The following is a 17,575-nucleotide window of genomic DNA, read 5'->3' on the forward strand; positions in this document are numbered from 1 at the left end:
TTCTCCGCCGCCCTCAATCGAGCTTCGGCGGAGTGATCGCCGGCATCTTGACGGACTTGTCGAGGAATTCGTTGGTATAGGCCGACTTCACGTCATAGCCCTTTTCCATCTTCAGATATTCATCGACCAGCTTGTAATCGGCTTCCATGCGTTTGTCGTCGTGCCAGCCAAGCGCAACATTGCGAGATGTGTCGTCACTCATCAACACCGTGACGAGTTGCCAATTCATCAGCTCATTGTTGTAAAGCAGCGCCCCGTTGGCCTCGACAAGCGCCTTGATGCAGGGCTCCGGATTCTTGGCGCAATCTGCGAACGCTTTCTGGGTAATCTTGACGAATTTTTCGGCTGTCGCCTTGTTCGCCTTCAGCCAGGGACCGTTGGCAATGATCGAGTTGCCGTAGGGATTCACGCCGGCGTCTTTCCAGGCCAGAAATCCCATGTCCTTGCCCAATTCCCGCGTGAACACATGATGCAGATTGTAAAATGACGTCGTTGCGTCGATGGTCTTGGCCTTCAGCGCCCCGAGCTTGGCATTTGCGTCGATATTGACCCAGGTCACCGAAGCAGGATCAACACCGTTGGCCTTCGCAAGGGCGGGCCACATCGTGCGGGCGCCATCGCCGGCCGGATTGCCGATTTTCTTCCCGGCCAGATCCTTGACGGATTTGATACCGCTGCTGTTCAGCCAATAAAGCCCCTGCGGCGAATTGGCATAGACGTTCATGATGCCGACAAGATCGGCTCCCTTGCCGCGAAACAGCAGCACGCCAGCCATATCGGACAGCCCCAGTTGCGAGCTTCCGGCGCCGACCTTCTGCGCCGACGCTGCCGACCCGCGACCGGTCTCAATATCGAGGTCAATTCCGGCGTTTTTGTACAGACCCATCTTCTGGGCGTAGTAATAAGGCGCGTGGTCTCCGCCAGCCACCCAATTGAGCGTAAACGTCACCCTTTGATTTTGGGCCGCGGCGGGCGCTGCAGCAAGAAACACCGCGGTCATGGCCGCGAACCCGCATTTCCAGACAATGCTCATCCTGTCCTCCCTGAAGTCACCGAACTTTCTTGTGTATTTTAACCGCACGGTTAACTTGCCAAAACGATAGGATTGCGTCTGATAGCTGTCAATCACCGCTTTTGCCCCCGAATGGCCAAATCCGCGACCCGCTCCCGTCTACCGACCCGCGACGCCATCCTCGCTGCCGCGCAGTACGAATTCGCCGCAAAGGGATTATCCGGCGCCCGCGTCAATGCGATCTCGAGCCGCGCTCGCGCCAACAAGCGATTGATCTATTATTATTTCGGCAGCAAGGAGGGCCTGTATCTGGCGGTTCTCGAGCGGACCTATGAAGGCCTCCGCGGCGCCGAGCGTAAACTCAACCTCGATCATCTTGAACCCGAAACCGCAATCCGAAGGCTGATCGAATTCAATTTTGAATACTGCCGCAAACACCCCGAACTCATCAGCCTGATCAACAACGAAAACCTGCATCAGGCAAAGCACCTGCGGAAATCGACCAAAGTGCGCGAACTGCACAGCCCGTTCGTCCGGATGATCGATGAAATTCTCAAACGCGGCGTCAGCAAAGGTGTGTTCCGGCCGGGGCTGGACCCCGTCGACGTCTACATCACCATTGCCTCAATCGGTTATTTCTACCTGGCGAACAACTGGACCCTGTCAGCGATCTTTGCGCGCGATCTCGGCGCTCGCGCAGCTCTCGAACGACGTAAAAAACACAACATCGATATGATGCTTCATGCTTTGCGCGCGAAAGCGCCGCGCGCGCGTTGACAGCGGCTTGCAAACCGGCACAATGTAACCGTTTGGTTACCACGTGGTGCAATCGACATGGATTCACGCTGCAACGGCTGGCCCATAACTGCGCGGCAAATCTTGCTTGATGGTGCCGTGGTTGCGGCGCGGCCCGAGTTTATCCGCGGGAGTTTATGGAAGCGCCGTGCGGCCAATCGTGGTCAGTGGCTGTCATGACAGGCGAGGCTGCGACCCTGTACAGTCTGGCATCTGATCGCGCCCGGCCGTACGGTTGCCGGCGCTTCCAATCGCTTCATCGATAGTGGGGACCCGGTGGACAACACGCGAAATTCCATTCAGCGCTACTCGATTGCCGTCTTCAGCCATCTGATGCTGGTGGTCGCGTGGCATTTCTTTGTCGTGCTGGGCAACGTGCCGAAATTTGTAATGCCCTCGCCTTATGCCACCCTGCAGGCATTGCTCGTTCCCAATTACCGCTGGATGGAAAACATCACTGTCACCAGCATCGAGATTTTCGGCGGATACCTTCTGGCCGTTGTTGGTGGAATTGGCATTGCGCTGATGTTTTCCTGGTTCCGCACGCTCGAAATGATCGTGATGCCGCTGCTGGTCAGTCTGAACATGATTCCGAAGGTCGCGCTGGGCCCTCTCATCCTGGTCTGGTTCAGTTACGGCATTGTCCCCAACATCGCGATGGCCTTCGCCATCTGTTTCTTCCCGATTGTGCTGACGACGGCGCGCGGTTTGCGCGAAGTGGAGCCTGACCTTCTTGACCTCGTCCGCTCGGTGAAGGGCTCGCGCTGGCAATTGTTCACGAAAATCCAGTTGCCCGGTGCCCTTCCCTATATTTTCTCCGGCATGAAGGTTGCCGCTATCCTGGCGGTAGCGGGCGCGATCGTCGGCGAATTCCTCGGCTCAGATCGAGGTCTTGGTTATCTCATGCTGCAAGTCCAGGTGACACTCGACACCGCCGCGATGTTCATGGCCGTCATTCTCATCACGCTGATCGGAATGGTGCTGTATGGTATCGTGCTCGGTCTTGAGAAGCTGCTGGTCGTACGGGACGCACGGATATAGAGGCGCGCATGTCTGACCCCTTTATCCGCCTTGTCGGCGTCCAAAAGACCTACCGAACGCGAGGGACCGAGTTTCCCGCCGTCTCCGAAGCGACGTTCAACGTTGAACAAGGCGAGCTTGTTTCTCTGGTTGGTCCATCCGGATGCGGTAAAACGACATTGCTCAAGATCATTGCCGGACTGCATTCGCACAATGCCGGCGAGGTCAAGATCGGCAATGCCAGCCAGCCTTTCGATGCGTCACGAGACGTCGGCATGGTGTTTCAGCAGCCGCTTCTGCTGAAGTGGCGCCGCATCATCGACAATGTTCTGTTGCCTGCGGAGATTCTCGGTCTGCCACTTGCCGCCAGCCGCGACCGCGCGCGTGATCTGCTCAAACTTGTCGGCCTGTCCGGCTCCGAAGACAAATACCCTTATGAATTGTCGGGAGGCATGCAGCAGCGTGCGTCGATCGCACGCGCGCTGGTGCACGATCCGAAATTGATCCTGATGGACGAGCCGTTCGGCGCCCTCGATGCGTTGACTCGCGAGAAGATGAATCTGGAGTTGCTGCGCATCTGGCAGGAATCGGGCAAAACGATCCTGTTTGTAACGCACGGGATCACGGAAGCGGTGTTCCTCGGAACGCGCGTCATCGTGCTGACTGCGGGGCCGGCGCGCATGGCCGACAACTTCTTGGTCGAGCTGCCGCATCCGCGCACGCTCGACATGAAGACGCACGAAAAATTCGGAGATTATACGCGGCGCATTTATCACCTCCTCGGCATGCACTGATGCGGGCGACAACTCTGCGCTGACGCGAAGATTGGCCCGCCACCAATGCTGCCGTAGAGGTCAATACGTTCCTGAGCGCACTTCGAAATGCGTAGCCTTGCCGAAACTGCCCATATCCCTGGCCAGCCAGTCCGCGGTCCAGTCAATCATCCTCTCGAGCGGAACGTCCGGATAACCGAACAGGCCTTCGGCCAAACTGGTATCGGCAATCCATGCGGTCGGCGCTTCTTCACCCCGCAGGATCGGCGCCTTGTCGAACCGGCGGCCGAATGCCAGCGCCAGCGCACGAATGCTCAGGGTCTCCGGTCCTGTGATGTTGAAGGGGGCCGTCGGAACCTGGCCGTGACGGAAAGTGCGAAGTGACTGGCTGCAGGCATCTCCCTGCCAGATGACGTTGACATGCCCCATGGAGAGATCGATCGGCTCGCCGCGAAGGACTTTCGTGCCGAGATCGTGCAGCACGCCGTAACGCATGTCGATCGCGTAGCTCAACCGGATGATCGAGCCGGGGGATTGGTGCTGGCGTGAAAAGTGCTGGAAGATGCGCTCCCGGCCGACGCACGACATCGCATATTCGCCCGGAGGGCCGAGTTCGTCGGTTTCGCGCGAACCGCCGTGCAGAACAGGTGCAAACGGATAGACACAGATGGTCGAGAAGACGACGAATCTGCTGCCGGCGAAATGATCGGCGATGAGCCCCGGCACGTAAACGTTCATGGCCCAAGTCAGGTCTTCACCACCTGTCGACCCGAACTTGCGGCCGGCCATGAACACGATGTTCTTGACCTTCGGCAGCGACGCAATGTCCGCCGGCTTCAGCAGATCCGCGGAAATGGTCTCAATTCCATGCGCCTCGAGATAACGCTTGACCTCAGGATCGCTGAAACGCGCCACGCCAATGACACGGCGATCTGGAACCGCGCGCTTTGCCATCCGCGCCAATGTCGGGCCCATCTTTCCCGCCACGCCAATGATCATGATGTCGCCATCGACCGCCTGCAGGTCGGCGATCAAGGCAGCCGATGGCCGCGACAAGAACTCATCGAGCATTTCGACATTATCGAAACGCACTGGCTGCCCGTCAGGCCGTGATGCAGCACCATATTGGCTGTGGCTTGGCGGCTTTGCGGCGGCCACGTCCGACGATTTCGGCTTCTGACTGGTCATTTCCGGGCGTCTCCCTGTTCCGGCATCAGTAACGTCACGACCTCGCAACAGCAACGAACATTGCAGGGTCAAGAATTGTGGGGCGGTTCGAAACTCTCTTCGAGCATTGAAAGAAAATCGGCTTCCGTTACAGGCCGCGGATTGGTCTGCGTGCTGACATCGGCGAGTGCCATGCGAGCCATATGCGGCAGGACTGACCGTGGGACGCTCATGTCACGCAGAGAGAGCGGCAAATTGAGCCGACGGTTCAGCGCGGCAAACCAACGCGCGATGTCCTCGTGCGCGCCCAAGCCGAGCGCCTGACGTATGCGCCCATATTTGCCGCCGGCACTTGGCGCGTTGTAGCGCAACACCGCAGGCAGCAAGACAGCATTCAGCGTCCCGTGATGCAGAATTGGCGCTTGCAGTGTTCCCAAAGCATGGCTGAGAGCGTGCACCGCGCCGAGACCCTTCTGGAATGCGAGGCCACCCTCCAGCGAGGCCATCATCATCTGCCAGCGCGCGTCGATATTGGCGCCATCCTCACATGCCGTTTCGATGAAGGCCGCTGCACGCGCCAATCCATCCAGCGCGATGGCCTCCGCTGGCGGATTGATCCGCGGCGAAAGCAGAGTTTCAACACAATGGGCAATGGCATCCATCCCGGTACCGGCCGTCACCGCGGCGGGCAGCCCCAATGTGAGAAGAGGATCGCAAATCGCGGCTTTAGGAACGAGATGCGGGCTGATGATGGCCCTCTTCCATCCATCGCTCATGACAATGACGGCGGCTCGCCCCACTTCGCTCCCGGTTCCGGACGTCGTCGGCACGGCGATCACCGGCGCAACGGCGGATGTAATACGCTCCATCCCTCCCCGACTTGCCGCATAATGGAACAGGTCACCTTCATGCGTCGCCTTGAGCGCAACCGCTTTAGCGAGATCGATGGGCGATCCGCCCCCGAAGGCTACAATGCCATCGCAACCCGCCTCGCGATATTGATGCACCGCCGCGTCGACAGCTGCTTCCGTCGGGTTGGGCGGCGTCTCAATAAAAAGGTGAGAATCCGGAATTGTCCCGATCGCATCACTCAGTCGCTCCATAAGACCTGCACTGACAATACCGCGGTCGGTTGCGATCATCGGCCGAATTATGCCCAGCGTCTGTAACTGGCCGGCAAGCTCGCGCAGCGCTCCGTTCTCGAACAGCACTGTTGTCAGAAAGGAGATGACTGCCATCACCAGTCGCTCGTCAAAGCGCCGACAGACGATCAGCGATCGAAGGCGGCATCCAATCCGCCTTGATCTTCATATCCGCGAGAATGACCTGGGCGGCATTGTAGCCCGGCAAGCCGGTAATATTCCCGCCGGGATGGCTGCTGGAGCCGCAAAGATACAGGCCCGGCAGGTGTCCACGATAATGGCCTGCACCGCGGAATGGACGATCATAGCCAATCTGACCGTTGGTGAACGCTCCGATCAGCAGATCGCCCTCGCGCATATTCGGCAGACAGCGCTCGACATCAAGTGCCGAGCGGGTGAACGATCCCATGACTGCATCGGCTAAATTCGGTGCGTGCTTGGTCCACAGCGCCAGCATGTCGCGGCCGTGGTCTTCACGCACGACATCCCAATTCAGGGCATCGCCATGGAGGCGATACGGCAACTTCTCCCACATGAAGGCGGTATGCTTGCCCTCGGGGGCCTGGCCGGGATCGAACAATGTCGGACAGGCTCCCCACATCACCGTCGGCGGAATCGTGCCGGCTTCATGGTGGCGCACGATGTCCGGATATTGATCGACATGATCGAGGCCCATAATCACCATGAAGGCCTGCTCGAGTTCAGGACGTTGAGCCGCCAGCGTGTAGCGGGGCGCTTCTCTCAAATTAAGGTTCAGCCCGAACAGCGGCGCGATCAGATTATACTGGAAGCGTTCGGCTTTCTCGCGAAACGCAGGAGGCAATACATCGGGATCGAGGAGATCAAGGAATGTCTGATGTGGATTGAGCGAGGAGGCAACAAAATGCCGGGCACGGATCACCTCGCCCTCCTTCGTCTCGATACCGACGGCCTTTCCTCCCTCGACGATGATCTTCTTCGGTTCCGTGAGAATGCGGATTGTTCCGCCCGCCTCATGCGCCGCGCTTTCGAGCGCGCGGGCCAACGCGGCCGTGCCGCCACGCGACATTTGCGCCTTGGCCGGGCTTGCGAGCAAAGCGGCGATGTGGTGGCCAAAGCCGCGAACCCGGAGGTCGACTTCGCGAAGGCCGTTGAAAAACAGCAAGCCGGCCTGGATGACCGGATTTTCAAATTCCCGTCGAACGAATTCGAGTGGCGACAGCGCGCTGACCTCCAACAGACGGCGTCCAGCCGAGCTGCGCTGTAGCAAAACGCGCCGTTCCTCGGGCGGCAGCGGCGGAGACATCCCCTCCCAGACGAGGATGTTCTGCACGATGGACACGAACTCTTCGTGCCAGCGGACCAAGGTATCGGCATCGCGCTTGCTGAATTGTGCGAAAGAATCGACGGTCTTGCGGAAATCGGTCCACCATTCGAGCGCGCGGCCGTCATTGGTCAGCAGAACGACGTTCAGTTCCGGCTCAATATAGACGGCGCCGTGACGCTCGAGCTCAAGATCGCGATACCACGGCATCGTCGTAATCGCGCGCTGGAAGAAAGCATGCGTGTTGTGCATGAACCCCGGAAAGCGGGGGTCCTCCATCGTTGCCGCGCCACCGCCAGCAACCGCGCGGCGCTCCACCACGAGGACATCCAGCCCAGCCTTGGCGAGATAGGTCTGGAGGATAAGGCCATTGTGCCCCGCCCCCAGGATGATGCCATCGTAAACCCGGGTCATGCCGCACCCAACGCCGTCATGGATTCAGGCCGTCTGTGGCAAGATTATCCGCCAGCATTTTTTCATGTCAACCATACGGTTGATATTTTCAACCATACGGTTGATTCCATGGCAAATATCGCTTCGCCTTGACAATCGCCGGTTTCGCGCATCAACATCGATCGGAAAGCCGAAATAGGTGAGCCTTATGAATCTTTCGGTCGCGGATCTGCCTGCGGACATCAGAAGATTGATCAGGGGCGGGCAAGCCATCCCGGCGCATCCGCTGGCTCTGACGGCCGCGCGCAAACTCGACCCGCGGCGACAACGCGCCTTGACGCGATATTATATCGATGCTGGCGCCGGCGGCCTCGCTGTCGGTGTCCACACCACCCAATTCGCCATTCGCGAAGCCGGTCTTTATCGGCCAGTGCTGGAACTTGCGCGCCAATCGGCAGAAGCCTGGAGCGATCGTCCGTTGGTGATGATTGCCGGTCTGGCGGGATCGACCGGGCAGGCCACGCGTGAAGCCGAAATCGCGGTGGGGCTCGGTTATCACGCCGGCCTTCTCAGTGTCGCCGCATTGCGCAATGCATCGGAAGACGAACTGATCGATCATTGCAAGCGCGTCGCCGAGAAAATCCCGCTATTTGGCTTCTATCTGCAAACAGCCGTCGGCGGCATTCCGCTATCGGAAAACTTCTGGCGGCGTTTTTCGCAAATCGAGAATGTCGTCGGCATCAAGATCGCGCCGTTCGACCGCTATCGCACACTGGATGTGGTCCGCGGTGTCGTCGCCGCTGGCGCCGAAGAACGGGTCACGCTGTATACCGGCAACGATGATCATATCGTTCTTGATCTGCTGACGCCGTTCGTTGCCAGACGGGATGATCGCGATGTGACCGTTCGCATCCGCGGCGGCTTGCTTGGGCACTGGAGCGTTTGGACGAAGGCGGCAGTGGATGTGTTCGAGCGCTGCAGACGCGCCGTCGAGACGGGATCTATCCCGTCCGAATTACTCGCTCTCGATTCGAAAATCACCGCCTGCAATCAGGCCGTCTTTGATGTTGCGAATAATTTTCACGGCGTGATCGCCGGCTGCCATGAAGTGCTCCGACGGCAAGGGCTGCTTGAGGGCATATGGTGCCTCGATCCGAATGAAACACTGGGACGCGGACAAGCCGATGAGATCTCGCGCGTGAGCCGCGCCTATCCGGAACTGACCGACGACGCCTTTGTGGCCGCGAACCTCGAGCGCTGGCTTGACTAGCTGTCGATCTGTGACGGCTCAGTCCGACAACCGGTATTCAAACGTCAGCCGCGAGAATTAAGATGAAGGCTGCAAAAAAACGCAAAACCAGCAAGCGTACTGGTGCGAGCCGTAAAGCGAAAGCCACCCGCAGGTCCGCAGCGGCCGCGAAATCCAGTGAGGATTCCACATCCCGGAAAATCCTGCTCGAGGTTGCCAAGAAGGAATTCGCGCGGAGCGGCCTGCATGGCAGCCGCGTCGACAAGATCGCCAAGACGGCGAAGATCAACAAGCAACTGATCTATTATTATTTTGGCGCCAAGGAAAATCTCTATCTCGCTGTTCTTGAGGGTGTCTATCGCGACATCCGCGCCCATGAGCACGCGTTGGATCTCCGCACGCTCGAGCCAATGGCCGCCATGCGAAAATTGATCGGCTTCACGTTCGACTATGTCATGGAGAACCGGGATTTTGTGCTGTTGCTGACCAACGAAAATCTGATGGAGGCTCGACATCTCAAGCGATCCAAGATCATCAAGGCAACACATTCCCCGATCGTGGATCTGCTGGCCGACACGCTCAGGCGCGGAGAAAAGGCGAACCTGTTTTGCTCAGGCATCGATCCCGTTCAGCTTTACATTTCGCTGGCTGGATTATGCTTCTTCTACAGCGCCAATATTCACACGCTGGGAATTCTGTTCGACCGCGATCTTCGAAGCCATGACGCCGTCAGTGAGCGACGTCTTCACGTGATCGATTTCGTGATCGGCTATCTCACCAAAGCTCCGACCACAAAACAGCGCGTATAGACCTCGCCTGTCTCCCGCTGCTCGGAACTGACCTTCCCCAGTCGACGAAACTTGCACCGAACGAGGCCGCAGCAGAAACGCCAGCCGCAGGCTCATCCGTAGGCGCCGCCTTTGGCGGCGCGCCCGGACAAATCTGCGGGCGCATCCGGGGGGCTGGAGCTTGGAGTCGCAGTTTTGTACGGAAATGGCGCGCCGGAAGGGATTCGAACCCCTGACCCCCAGATTCGAAGTCTGGTGCTCTATCCAGCTGAGCTACCGGCGCTGCGGGGGACTGGTCTAGCCGCCGGCCGCTCAATTTACAAACCAGAATTGCTCTCAAGGCGGCCTTCGGCATTCGCCGCCGGCGGCAATCCTTGCTATCGGTACGGCCGCAATCGTCTAGGGAGTCATTGCCATGAACACAGCCGTGCCGCCTCAGCCCGCCATTCCGACCAAGGTCAGCCTGCCCGACCACCGCGACGCCTATTATGGCGGGAAATGGCATGCGCCGAAGGACGGCCGCTATGTCGATACCATCAGTCCCGGTACGGGCGAGTCGCTCGGCAAGGTGGCCGACTGCGGCGTCGCCGACATGGATGCCGCCGTTGCCTCGGCCAAAGCGGGCTTCAAGGACTGGCGCCGGACGCCACCCCTGGAGCGCGCCCGCATCCTCAAGCGCGTCGCCCAGATCCTGCGCGAGAATGCCGGCGAACTGGCTATGATCGACGCCGCCGATTGCGGCAATCCGGTCAAGGAAATGCTCGCCGACGCCACCATCGCCGCCGCGCAGATGGAATTCTTCGCCGGCCTCGTGACCGAGGTGAAGGGGGCTTCGATCCCGATGGGTCCGGATGCCGTGAACTTCTCCGTGCGCGAGCCGCGCGGTGTGGTCGGTCGCATCATCCCGTTCAATCACCCGTTCATGTTCTGCGCCGGCAAATCTGCCGCCGCACTCGCGACCGGCAACACCATCGTCGTGAAGCCGCCGGAGCAGGCGCCGCTGTCGTCGTTGCGTCTTGCGGAATTGTGCGACGGCCTGTTCCCGCCCGGCGTGTTCAATGTCGTGCCCGGCGGCAGGGATGCGGGCGCGCGGCTGTCGGGCCATCCCGACATTGCCATGGTCGCATTGGTCGGCAGCGTGCCGACGGGACGCGCAGTGATGACAGCGGCGGCGGAAACGGTGAAGCCGGTGCTGCTCGAACTCGGCGGCAAGAATGCATTGATTGCCTATCCCGATGCCGACCCGGAAGAGGTCGCGGGCGGCGTGGTTGGCGGCATGAACTTCACCTGGTGCGGACAATCCTGCGGCTCCACCAGCCGCGCCTTCATCCATGAGAAAATCTACGACGCGGTGCTGGCGAAAGTGAAAGAGAAGGCCGCCTATTACAAGCCGGGCCTTCCGACCGATCCGGCGACGACGATGGGTGCGATCATCTCCAAGGTCCAGTATGACCGCGTGCTCTCGTATATCGATTCCGCAAAAGCCGACGGTGCGCGACTGCTTCATGGCGGCGGACGGCCGTCCGATCCGAAGCTCGCAAAAGGCTTCTATGTCGAGCCGAGCATCTATGCCGATTGCACGGCGGGCATGAAGATTGCGCGTGAGGAAATCTTCGGTCCGGTGCTCGCGATCTTCAAATGGTCGGACGAGAAGACGATGCTCGATCAGGTCAATGCCGTCGAATACGGCCTCACCTGTTCGATCTGGACCAACGACCTTAACACCGCGCATCGCACGGCGATGGACGTGGAAGCCGGCTTCATCTGGGTCAACGACACCTCCAAGCATTTCCTTGGCGCACCGTTCGGCGGCTACAAGCAATCCGGCATCGGTCGCGAGGAATGCATCGAGGAAATGTTCGCCTTCACGCAGGAGAAGAACATTCACGTGAAGCTGAAGGCGGCGAAATGATGCGGCGCTCATGATGCTGATCCCTCTCCGCGCACTGCACCCCTCCGCCTCGCAGGCAAGTTTACGCAGCCTGCGTGCACTTGGCTGCGTGCGGTGGGGAGGGCCGATCGTGCGAGCATAGCGAGTGCGATCGGGGTGGGGGTGATTGCCCTTGCACACCGCAGCTACCCCCACCCCGATCATCCTCACTTCGTTCGGATGCTCGACCCTCCCCACAAGGGGGAGGGTGAAGAAAGTGCGGGAGGGATAAAAAGAGCAAGCGCCATCACCTCCGTTGTTTGAGGCGCGGGGTACGCCTTTAGCTTGAGAGGGTACTATGAGCGGCCGGCCAACCCGGAGGCATGGCTGACAAGACCACATCCGCAGGCGCCGCACCTTGCTCCATCAACAGCGTCACCGGTTGACGCCCCTCATGAGCGAGGTGAACAGGGGCGCGTGCGCAGCACGCGAACCCGGAATGACAAAGAAAAATTTCCCGCTTTTGCGAGGACGCACGTTGTTCAACGCGATCGTCTGGGGAAATGAAGGAGAGTCGCGCTGCCGCTATGATTCAACCGTTCAGGCACCGCGAGCCAATCGCCCGACGCATTGACGGCACTTGTCTGCGCGGACCATCTAGCCGGCCGAACATCGCGGATATCGGAATAGTCCACCGCGAAATAATCGCCGGCGGAGTTGAACATCTCCGCGAAAGTGTCGCGGCAGAGGATCTTTTCGGCGGCAATCAGACTTGCCCGCGTTTCAACCATCGCGGACTCACCTTCAAGCGCATAGGAGAGGAGCGTGTTCCTCATCCTGCCGTTACGGATGTCGGTCAATGATATGACGATGCCCATCGCTGCCTTGCTCATACAGTTTTGACGCGCTTCAGTCGCAAGCGTTCCGATGCCTCGCATCGGGCTTTATCTTTTTTAGTGACGGATGACGGCCTGCGCGTTCACGGACCTTGGACCACGCATCATCCGTCTCGTGATGCCTCGGTGAGAATGACGAATCAGTCCGGCGCAGGGCCTGATGCGCGGGCGGCGACGACACCTTGAGGCGGTATCATGTAAGGACCGCAGAGCTGGCCCTTCACACAATCAAGTTATCGCCCAAGCCATCGTGGCGGTAAGGCCGCAATATCAGGACGACGCCTGCGACGGCGCTAAGGCACTAGCCTGCAAGGCAAAATCTCGTGCGAGGCGATGAAACCGCGACACCATCATCAGACATCGAGCGGTACGATATTATTTCCAGATTTTATCTGTACGAATCCGGACGTCGTTAAAAATAAATCCACCATAGATTTCAGTTGTCTACGCCTTATCTCTCCGATTAACCATTATCGACGTCGGTACAAGACAACCAGCCGCCCAACGGTTAATATTCCGTTAACAGCGACTGATAAATCCGGTTAATGCGGCGAATAAACTGGAAGTGCGGCCATCATGTACGCGTCCCTTCAGACTCCTCGTGACCTTGCCAGAACAGATCGAAACAAGAACCTCCGGGACGATCGCCCGGAATTCCAGAAGCATTTGTTAAGCGCGAAGTCGCTGTCGATCGCCGATGTCGATCGCCTCTGCCGGACGGCGGAGGATTATGAATTAGGCGCGCTGCCGCCTGCCGATGTGATCGGCAAAACGGTCGCGCTGCTGTTCTTTCAGCCGAGCACGAGAACTCGGATGGGCTTTGAGGCGGCAATCGTAGCGTTGGGCTGCCATCCCATCGGGATGGAAAACATGACGGCCTCGCGTTCCAACACCCGGTCAGGAGAAACCCTGGAAGATTGTGCGGCCGTGATATCGCGGCTGTCCGATCTGATCGTCGTGCGGCATCATGAAGTCGGCGCCGCCGAGCGGATGGCGGCGAAATCGCTCAAGCCAATCATCAATGGCGGCGACGGATGGAATGAACATCCGACGCAGGCCCTGATCGATATCTTCTCGCTGCGACGGGGGCTTGGCACGATCCGCGGCAAATCGATCTGCTTTGGCGGCGATCCGCGCGGCCGCACCGTACGCTCGCTGGTGCAGCTCCTGCGCTTCGAGAGCCCCCGCGAAGTCGTGTTCTGTCCGCCAGCGCATTATGAGGTGCCGGCCGACCTGCTCGCCACGCTGTCGGAGCATCAGATCCGCTGCCGGATCGTCCACAATCTCGATATCCCGCTCCACGAGAGTGATGCCATCATGATGGCGCCATACGACATGTCGGATATCGGCGAGCCTGCGGCTTCGGGCTACGTCTCTCCACGGATGACACCCGAGACGCATCGGCTGACGGCGGAGCGCGTTCTCAATGCGAATTCGAACGCCCTCATTTATCACCCGATGCCGCGTCTCGACGAGATTGATCCCTCGTGCGACGAACTGCCAAACGCCATGTATTTCGAGCAGGTCCGCCTGTCGAAATTCATGCGGATGGCTGTGCTCGGCGAATTGTTGTCGATCGGAACTTACCCCTGACAGCGGGGCGTTAGCGGGGGTTGTCAGCGGCCGCCGATCGCGGCCCTCAAGGCTTCCGTATCGACCGTGACCGTCCGGCCGGAGCGCTCCAGCGACCAGCTTGGAATGATTGGCTTGGCGATCACACGCCGCAATCGCGTCGCGCGCAGCGGCCTGCTGAACAGATAGCCCTGGATCGCATTGATGCCGAGGCTGCGCATATAATCGAGCTGGACGGTCTTTTCGACGCCTTCGGCGACCAGCTCGATCTGCAAATCCTTGGTGGTCTGCGCAATGCCCTTGAGGATCGCCGCGGTGCGCGTGGATTGCTCCAGATTTTGAGTGAACTTGCGGTCGATCTTCACTTTCGAGAACGGGAAATCGTTCAGATAAGCGAGCGATGCGAAGCCTGTTCCGAAATCGTCCAGTGAAATGCCGATGCCGATCTCGCGAAGCTCCTCCAGGATGGCCAGCGTCTGCTCTGTATCGTCGATCAGCACCGTTTCGGTGATTTCAAGCTCAAGCCTTCGCGCTGCAAGTCCGCTGCGCAGAAGCGCGTCGGTGACGATATCCACGATATCGTGACCTTGCTTGAATTGCAGCGGCGACAGGTTGACGGCAACTTTGATATCCGGAGACCAATGCATGGCTTCGGCACAGGCACTGACGAGCACCCAACTGCCGATGCGAGAGATCATCCCTGTTCCTTCGGCAATCGGGACGAATACCGACGGCGGGATTTCCCCCAATGTCGGGTGTTGCCAGCGCAACAGGGCTTCGCAGCAGATCGTGCGTCCCGACCGCGGATCCACGATCGGCTGATAGCGAAGTTCAAGCTCGTCGTTGTCCAAGGCGGCCTGCAGATCCTTCTCGAGCATGACGCGCTTTTCATACTCACTGGACAAAGCCGGGCTATAGGCTACCACCTGACCCCGCCCCAGCCGCTTGGCTTCATAAAGGGCAAGGTCGGCGTGGCGCAGCAGCAGATCGACGCTGAAGCCGTCGCGCGGGGCGATCGCATATCCGATGCTCGCGCCGCAGTTGATATTTGACATGTTTATCTTGAATGGGCGCTTCAGGCTTTCCAGCACTTCGCCGGCGATGACATCGGCTGCGATGTCATCGACATTGGTCAGCATGACAAGAAACTCGTCGCCACCGATGCGCGACACCTCGCTCGGAACCGAAATCGCCGCCTTGATCCGTTGCGCAGCCTCGAACAAAATCGAATCGCCAGCCGGATGACCGAGCGTGTCATTGATGTCCTTGAACCGGTCGAGGTCGATCGTGATCAGGACAACATCATTGCTTCTTTTCACTTCGTGCGAAATCTTGTCGCTCAGAAGCTTCAGAAAATAATCGCGGCTCCACAATCCGGTCAGCGCGTCTTGCTGCGCGACGCGCTCCACCTGCTTGTATGCATAATGGCGGGCGACGATATTCTCAAAAACCGTCCGGCTGATGACGATCGTGCTGATGTAAAGCGTGGCAATGAACAGCGCCAAGGTCACGTGCACGAGATCGAACTGCAGCAGCAGCGCGATACAGAACGGAATGCATGTCAGGCTGATCTGACCGATTGTGATGATCGGCCGGCTCGCGTTTCGCGACGAAATGCCGGCGATGTAACCCATCACGCAGCCGGTGATGAGATACTCCACATCCCGACCGGGATGGGCAACCGTGGTGTAGGCGCCAGTCACCCCCACAAGCGCGGAGAATGACCAGGCCCCGATCAGCGCGACGAATTCCCAGCGCTTGACGGATGCCCTGGTTCTTGGCTTGTCGCCCCACTGGAAATAGAAATAGCTCGCACTGCTTCGCCAGATGCCGATTAACGCAAAAGAAATCGCTGCGAAAATGTAAAAGTTGTCGCCGCTGAGCGTACGCGCAATGATTGTGACACCAATTGCGGCTAATGTCGCAGCAAGGATCGATTTCGGTGTGCTGTAAAGCGCACCGACGAGCTCCGAATAGATCGTCTGATCGAGAATTTTGGCCTGGATACGATTGCTCGCTTCCAACGTGGCCGATCTGAGCTTGGTCATCGACGCCGGTATGTGAATATTCACTTTCTCGTGTGTGACACTAGTCAGTATTTCTTAAAGAACGCTCCGATATTCACGCTCAAAAGTAGTTACTTCTGCTTCAGTTCTGCTGAAGCGCCGTTTACCGAAAGCCGGCCCGACGCGCGGCAAACATCGCTGCAAGGCTCACAATCCCTGCAAATGTGAGGTAGTAGCTTGGCGCCACATTGCTGCCGGTGATCTGGATTAACCAGGCGTTAATGAAGGGTGCAAAACCGCCAAAAAGCGCCACCCCGAAAGCGTAGCTGACCGACAGGCCCGTGGTGCGCAACCGCGTCGGGAACAGCTCCGACATGAAGGCCGGCAGTGAACCCATATAGCCCGCCATCAGCACGCCCATCACGCCCTGCACGATAATGAGCGTCTGCAGGGTCGGCGACGACGCCAGCCAGACGAACAGCGGATAAGCGGCGAGCGTCAGAATGATCGCCGATACGATCGCCACCGGTGTACGGCCGATCTTGTCCGACCACGCGCCGAATATCGGCAGCAAGACGAGTTGAATGGCACCGGTGATCAAGGTCGCCATGTAGCTGCCGGATGCCGGCAATCCGAGCTGGCGCGTGGCGTAAATCGGCATGAACAAAATCGTGTACATCGCAACCGTACACAGAATGACGGCACCAAGTGCGATTATGAGCATTTTCCTGCTGTCGACCAACGTCTCGCGCAACGGTGATTGACTGATGACCGACGATTTGAATTCCTTTGTCTCATCGAGATGCCGCCGGATGTAATAGCCGACAGGTCCGATCAAGAGACCGGCGAAAAAGGGAAGGCGCCAGCCCCATGCCTCGAGCTGGCTCTGATCGAGCAACCCGGCCATTGCTGCGCCAAAGCCCGTTGCCAGAATGGTGGTGACGGCCTGGCTCGCGAATTGCCAGCTCGAGTAAAAGCCGCGTCGCGAGGGGTTTTGTTCGGCAAGAAACACCGTTGCACTGCCGAATTCTCCGCCGGCCGAGAAACCTTGAATGAGACGCGCCAGGACAATCAGGAAAGTCGCAAAGATGCCGATCGACGCGTAGGTCGGTGCGAAGGCGATGATGGCTGTTCCCACCATCATGGCCAGCATCGTCAGAACCAGGGCTGCCTTGCGCCCATAACGATCGGCAAAACTGCCCAGCACGATCGCACCCAGCGGGCGCATAAAGAATGTTACGCCGAATGTCGCCAACGCAAGCAGCAACGAGATCTTTTCGTTGCCGACCGGAAAGAACAGCTTGGCAATTGTCGCTGCAAAGAATCCATAGATGACAAAATCAAACCACTCGAGAGCGTTGCCGATCGATGCCGCTATAATTGCTCGCCAATGCGTCGCTTGTCCGGCTTTCATCCGAGCGGCTGTTGCGGTCATCGCAATGTCTCGCACAATGCCCTCCTGTCTGTGCACAAATGCCGACCGGCCGTAAGGCGGTTCTGCACCAACGCGCGGGAGAGGAATTTATTCAATTCAAGGTTGCAGAGCGTCGCAAGGGCAGTTTCAACGATCGAGCAGTTCCACCATAGGG

Annotated in this window: 14 protein-coding genes and 1 tRNA gene; 7 read left to right on the forward strand and 8 right to left on the reverse strand. The window is 58.8% G+C overall.

From position 1 onward, the window contains the following. Window positions 1-13 precede the first annotated feature (13 nt). Window positions 14-1,033, reverse strand: a complete 1,020-nt coding sequence (locus CAK95_RS05950) for an ABC transporter substrate-binding protein (protein WP_198343810.1) — start codon at window positions 1,031-1,033, stop codon at window positions 14-16. A gap of 111 nt (window positions 1,034-1,144) precedes the next feature. On the opposite strand from CAK95_RS05950, the gene CAK95_RS05955 reads away from it, so the two are divergent. From CAK95_RS05955 to CAK95_RS05965, 3 genes are all read left to right on the forward strand, one after another. Continuing rightward, window positions 1,145-1,789, forward strand: a complete 645-nt coding sequence (locus CAK95_RS05955) for a TetR/AcrR family transcriptional regulator (protein ID WP_086087096.1) — start codon at window positions 1,145-1,147, stop codon at window positions 1,787-1,789. Between the two features lie 351 nt (window positions 1,790-2,140). Continuing rightward, window positions 2,141-2,848: an ABC transporter permease gene (locus tag CAK95_RS05960; RefSeq protein ID WP_086091219.1), complete on the forward strand. Its 708-nt coding sequence runs from the start codon at window positions 2,141-2,143 to the stop codon at window positions 2,846-2,848. Window positions 2,849-2,856: 8 nt separating this feature from the next. Continuing rightward, window positions 2,857-3,621 carry an ABC transporter ATP-binding protein gene (locus CAK95_RS05965; protein WP_086087097.1) on the forward strand — a complete coding sequence of 255 codons (765 nt, stop codon included), beginning with the start codon at window positions 2,857-2,859 and terminating at the stop codon, window positions 3,619-3,621. Between the two features lie 60 nt (window positions 3,622-3,681). On the opposite strand, the gene CAK95_RS05970 is transcribed toward CAK95_RS05965, so the two are convergent. The 3 genes from CAK95_RS05970 to CAK95_RS05980 form a co-directional block, all read right to left on the reverse strand. Continuing rightward, a complete protein-coding gene (locus tag CAK95_RS05970; protein WP_120265427.1) occupies window positions 3,682-4,788 on the reverse strand; it encodes an NAD-dependent epimerase/dehydratase family protein in 1,107 nt (368 codons plus the stop codon). Window positions 4,789-4,856: 68 nt separating this feature from the next. Next, entirely contained in the window at window positions 4,857-6,005 is a 1,149-nt protein-coding gene (locus tag CAK95_RS05975; protein ID WP_086087098.1) for an iron-containing alcohol dehydrogenase, read from the reverse strand. Between the two features lie 13 nt (window positions 6,006-6,018). Next, a complete protein-coding gene (locus CAK95_RS05980) occupies window positions 6,019-7,626 on the reverse strand; it encodes a phytoene desaturase family protein (protein ID WP_086087099.1) in 1,608 nt (535 codons plus the stop codon). 187 nt (window positions 7,627-7,813) lie between these two features. Here CAK95_RS05980 and CAK95_RS05985 point away from each other — a divergent pair, with 187 nt between their 5' ends. After that, a complete protein-coding gene (locus CAK95_RS05985) occupies window positions 7,814-8,875 on the forward strand; it encodes a dihydrodipicolinate synthase family protein (RefSeq protein WP_086087100.1) in 1,062 nt (353 codons plus the stop codon). A 62-nt stretch (window positions 8,876-8,937) separates the two neighbouring features. Then, window positions 8,938-9,663: a TetR family transcriptional regulator gene (locus CAK95_RS05990; RefSeq protein WP_086087101.1), complete on the forward strand. Its 726-nt coding sequence runs from the start codon at window positions 8,938-8,940 to the stop codon at window positions 9,661-9,663. Window positions 9,664-9,848: 185 nt separating this feature from the next. Here the strand turns inward: CAK95_RS05990 and CAK95_RS05995 are convergent. Then, window positions 9,849-9,925: transfer RNA gene (locus CAK95_RS05995), tRNA-Arg, on the reverse strand. Window positions 9,926-10,057: 132 nt separating this feature from the next. Between CAK95_RS05995 and CAK95_RS06000 the strand changes: the two genes are divergently transcribed. After that, window positions 10,058-11,554, forward strand: a complete 1,497-nt coding sequence (locus CAK95_RS06000; protein WP_086087102.1) for an aldehyde dehydrogenase family protein — start codon at window positions 10,058-10,060, stop codon at window positions 11,552-11,554. Between the two features lie 500 nt (window positions 11,555-12,054). Here the strand turns inward: CAK95_RS06000 and CAK95_RS06005 are convergent, their stop codons facing one another. Then, a complete protein-coding gene (locus CAK95_RS06005) occupies window positions 12,055-12,405 on the reverse strand; it encodes a hypothetical protein (RefSeq protein WP_086087103.1) in 351 nt (116 codons plus the stop codon). 579 nt (window positions 12,406-12,984) lie between these two features. Here CAK95_RS06005 and CAK95_RS06010 point away from each other — a divergent pair. After that, entirely contained in the window at window positions 12,985-14,001 is a 1,017-nt protein-coding gene (locus CAK95_RS06010; protein ID WP_086087104.1) for an aspartate/ornithine carbamoyltransferase family protein, read from the forward strand. 23 nt (window positions 14,002-14,024) lie between these two features. Here CAK95_RS06010 and CAK95_RS06015 read toward each other — a convergent pair whose 3' ends face one another. Together CAK95_RS06015 and CAK95_RS06020 are read right to left on the reverse strand one after the other, a co-directional pair. Next, a complete protein-coding gene (locus tag CAK95_RS06015) occupies window positions 14,025-16,028 on the reverse strand; it encodes a putative bifunctional diguanylate cyclase/phosphodiesterase (protein WP_086087105.1) in 2,004 nt (667 codons plus the stop codon). Window positions 16,029-16,149: 121 nt separating this feature from the next. Further along, on the reverse strand, window positions 16,150-17,421 hold the full coding sequence (locus CAK95_RS06020) for an MFS transporter (protein ID WP_086087106.1): 1,272 nt from the start codon (window positions 17,419-17,421) through the stop codon (window positions 16,150-16,152). Window positions 17,422-17,575 lie beyond the last annotated feature (154 nt).

This window comes from Pseudorhodoplanes sinuspersici (assembly GCF_002119765.1).
Taxonomy (GTDB): Bacteria; Pseudomonadota; Alphaproteobacteria; order Rhizobiales; family Xanthobacteraceae; genus Pseudorhodoplanes; species Pseudorhodoplanes sinuspersici.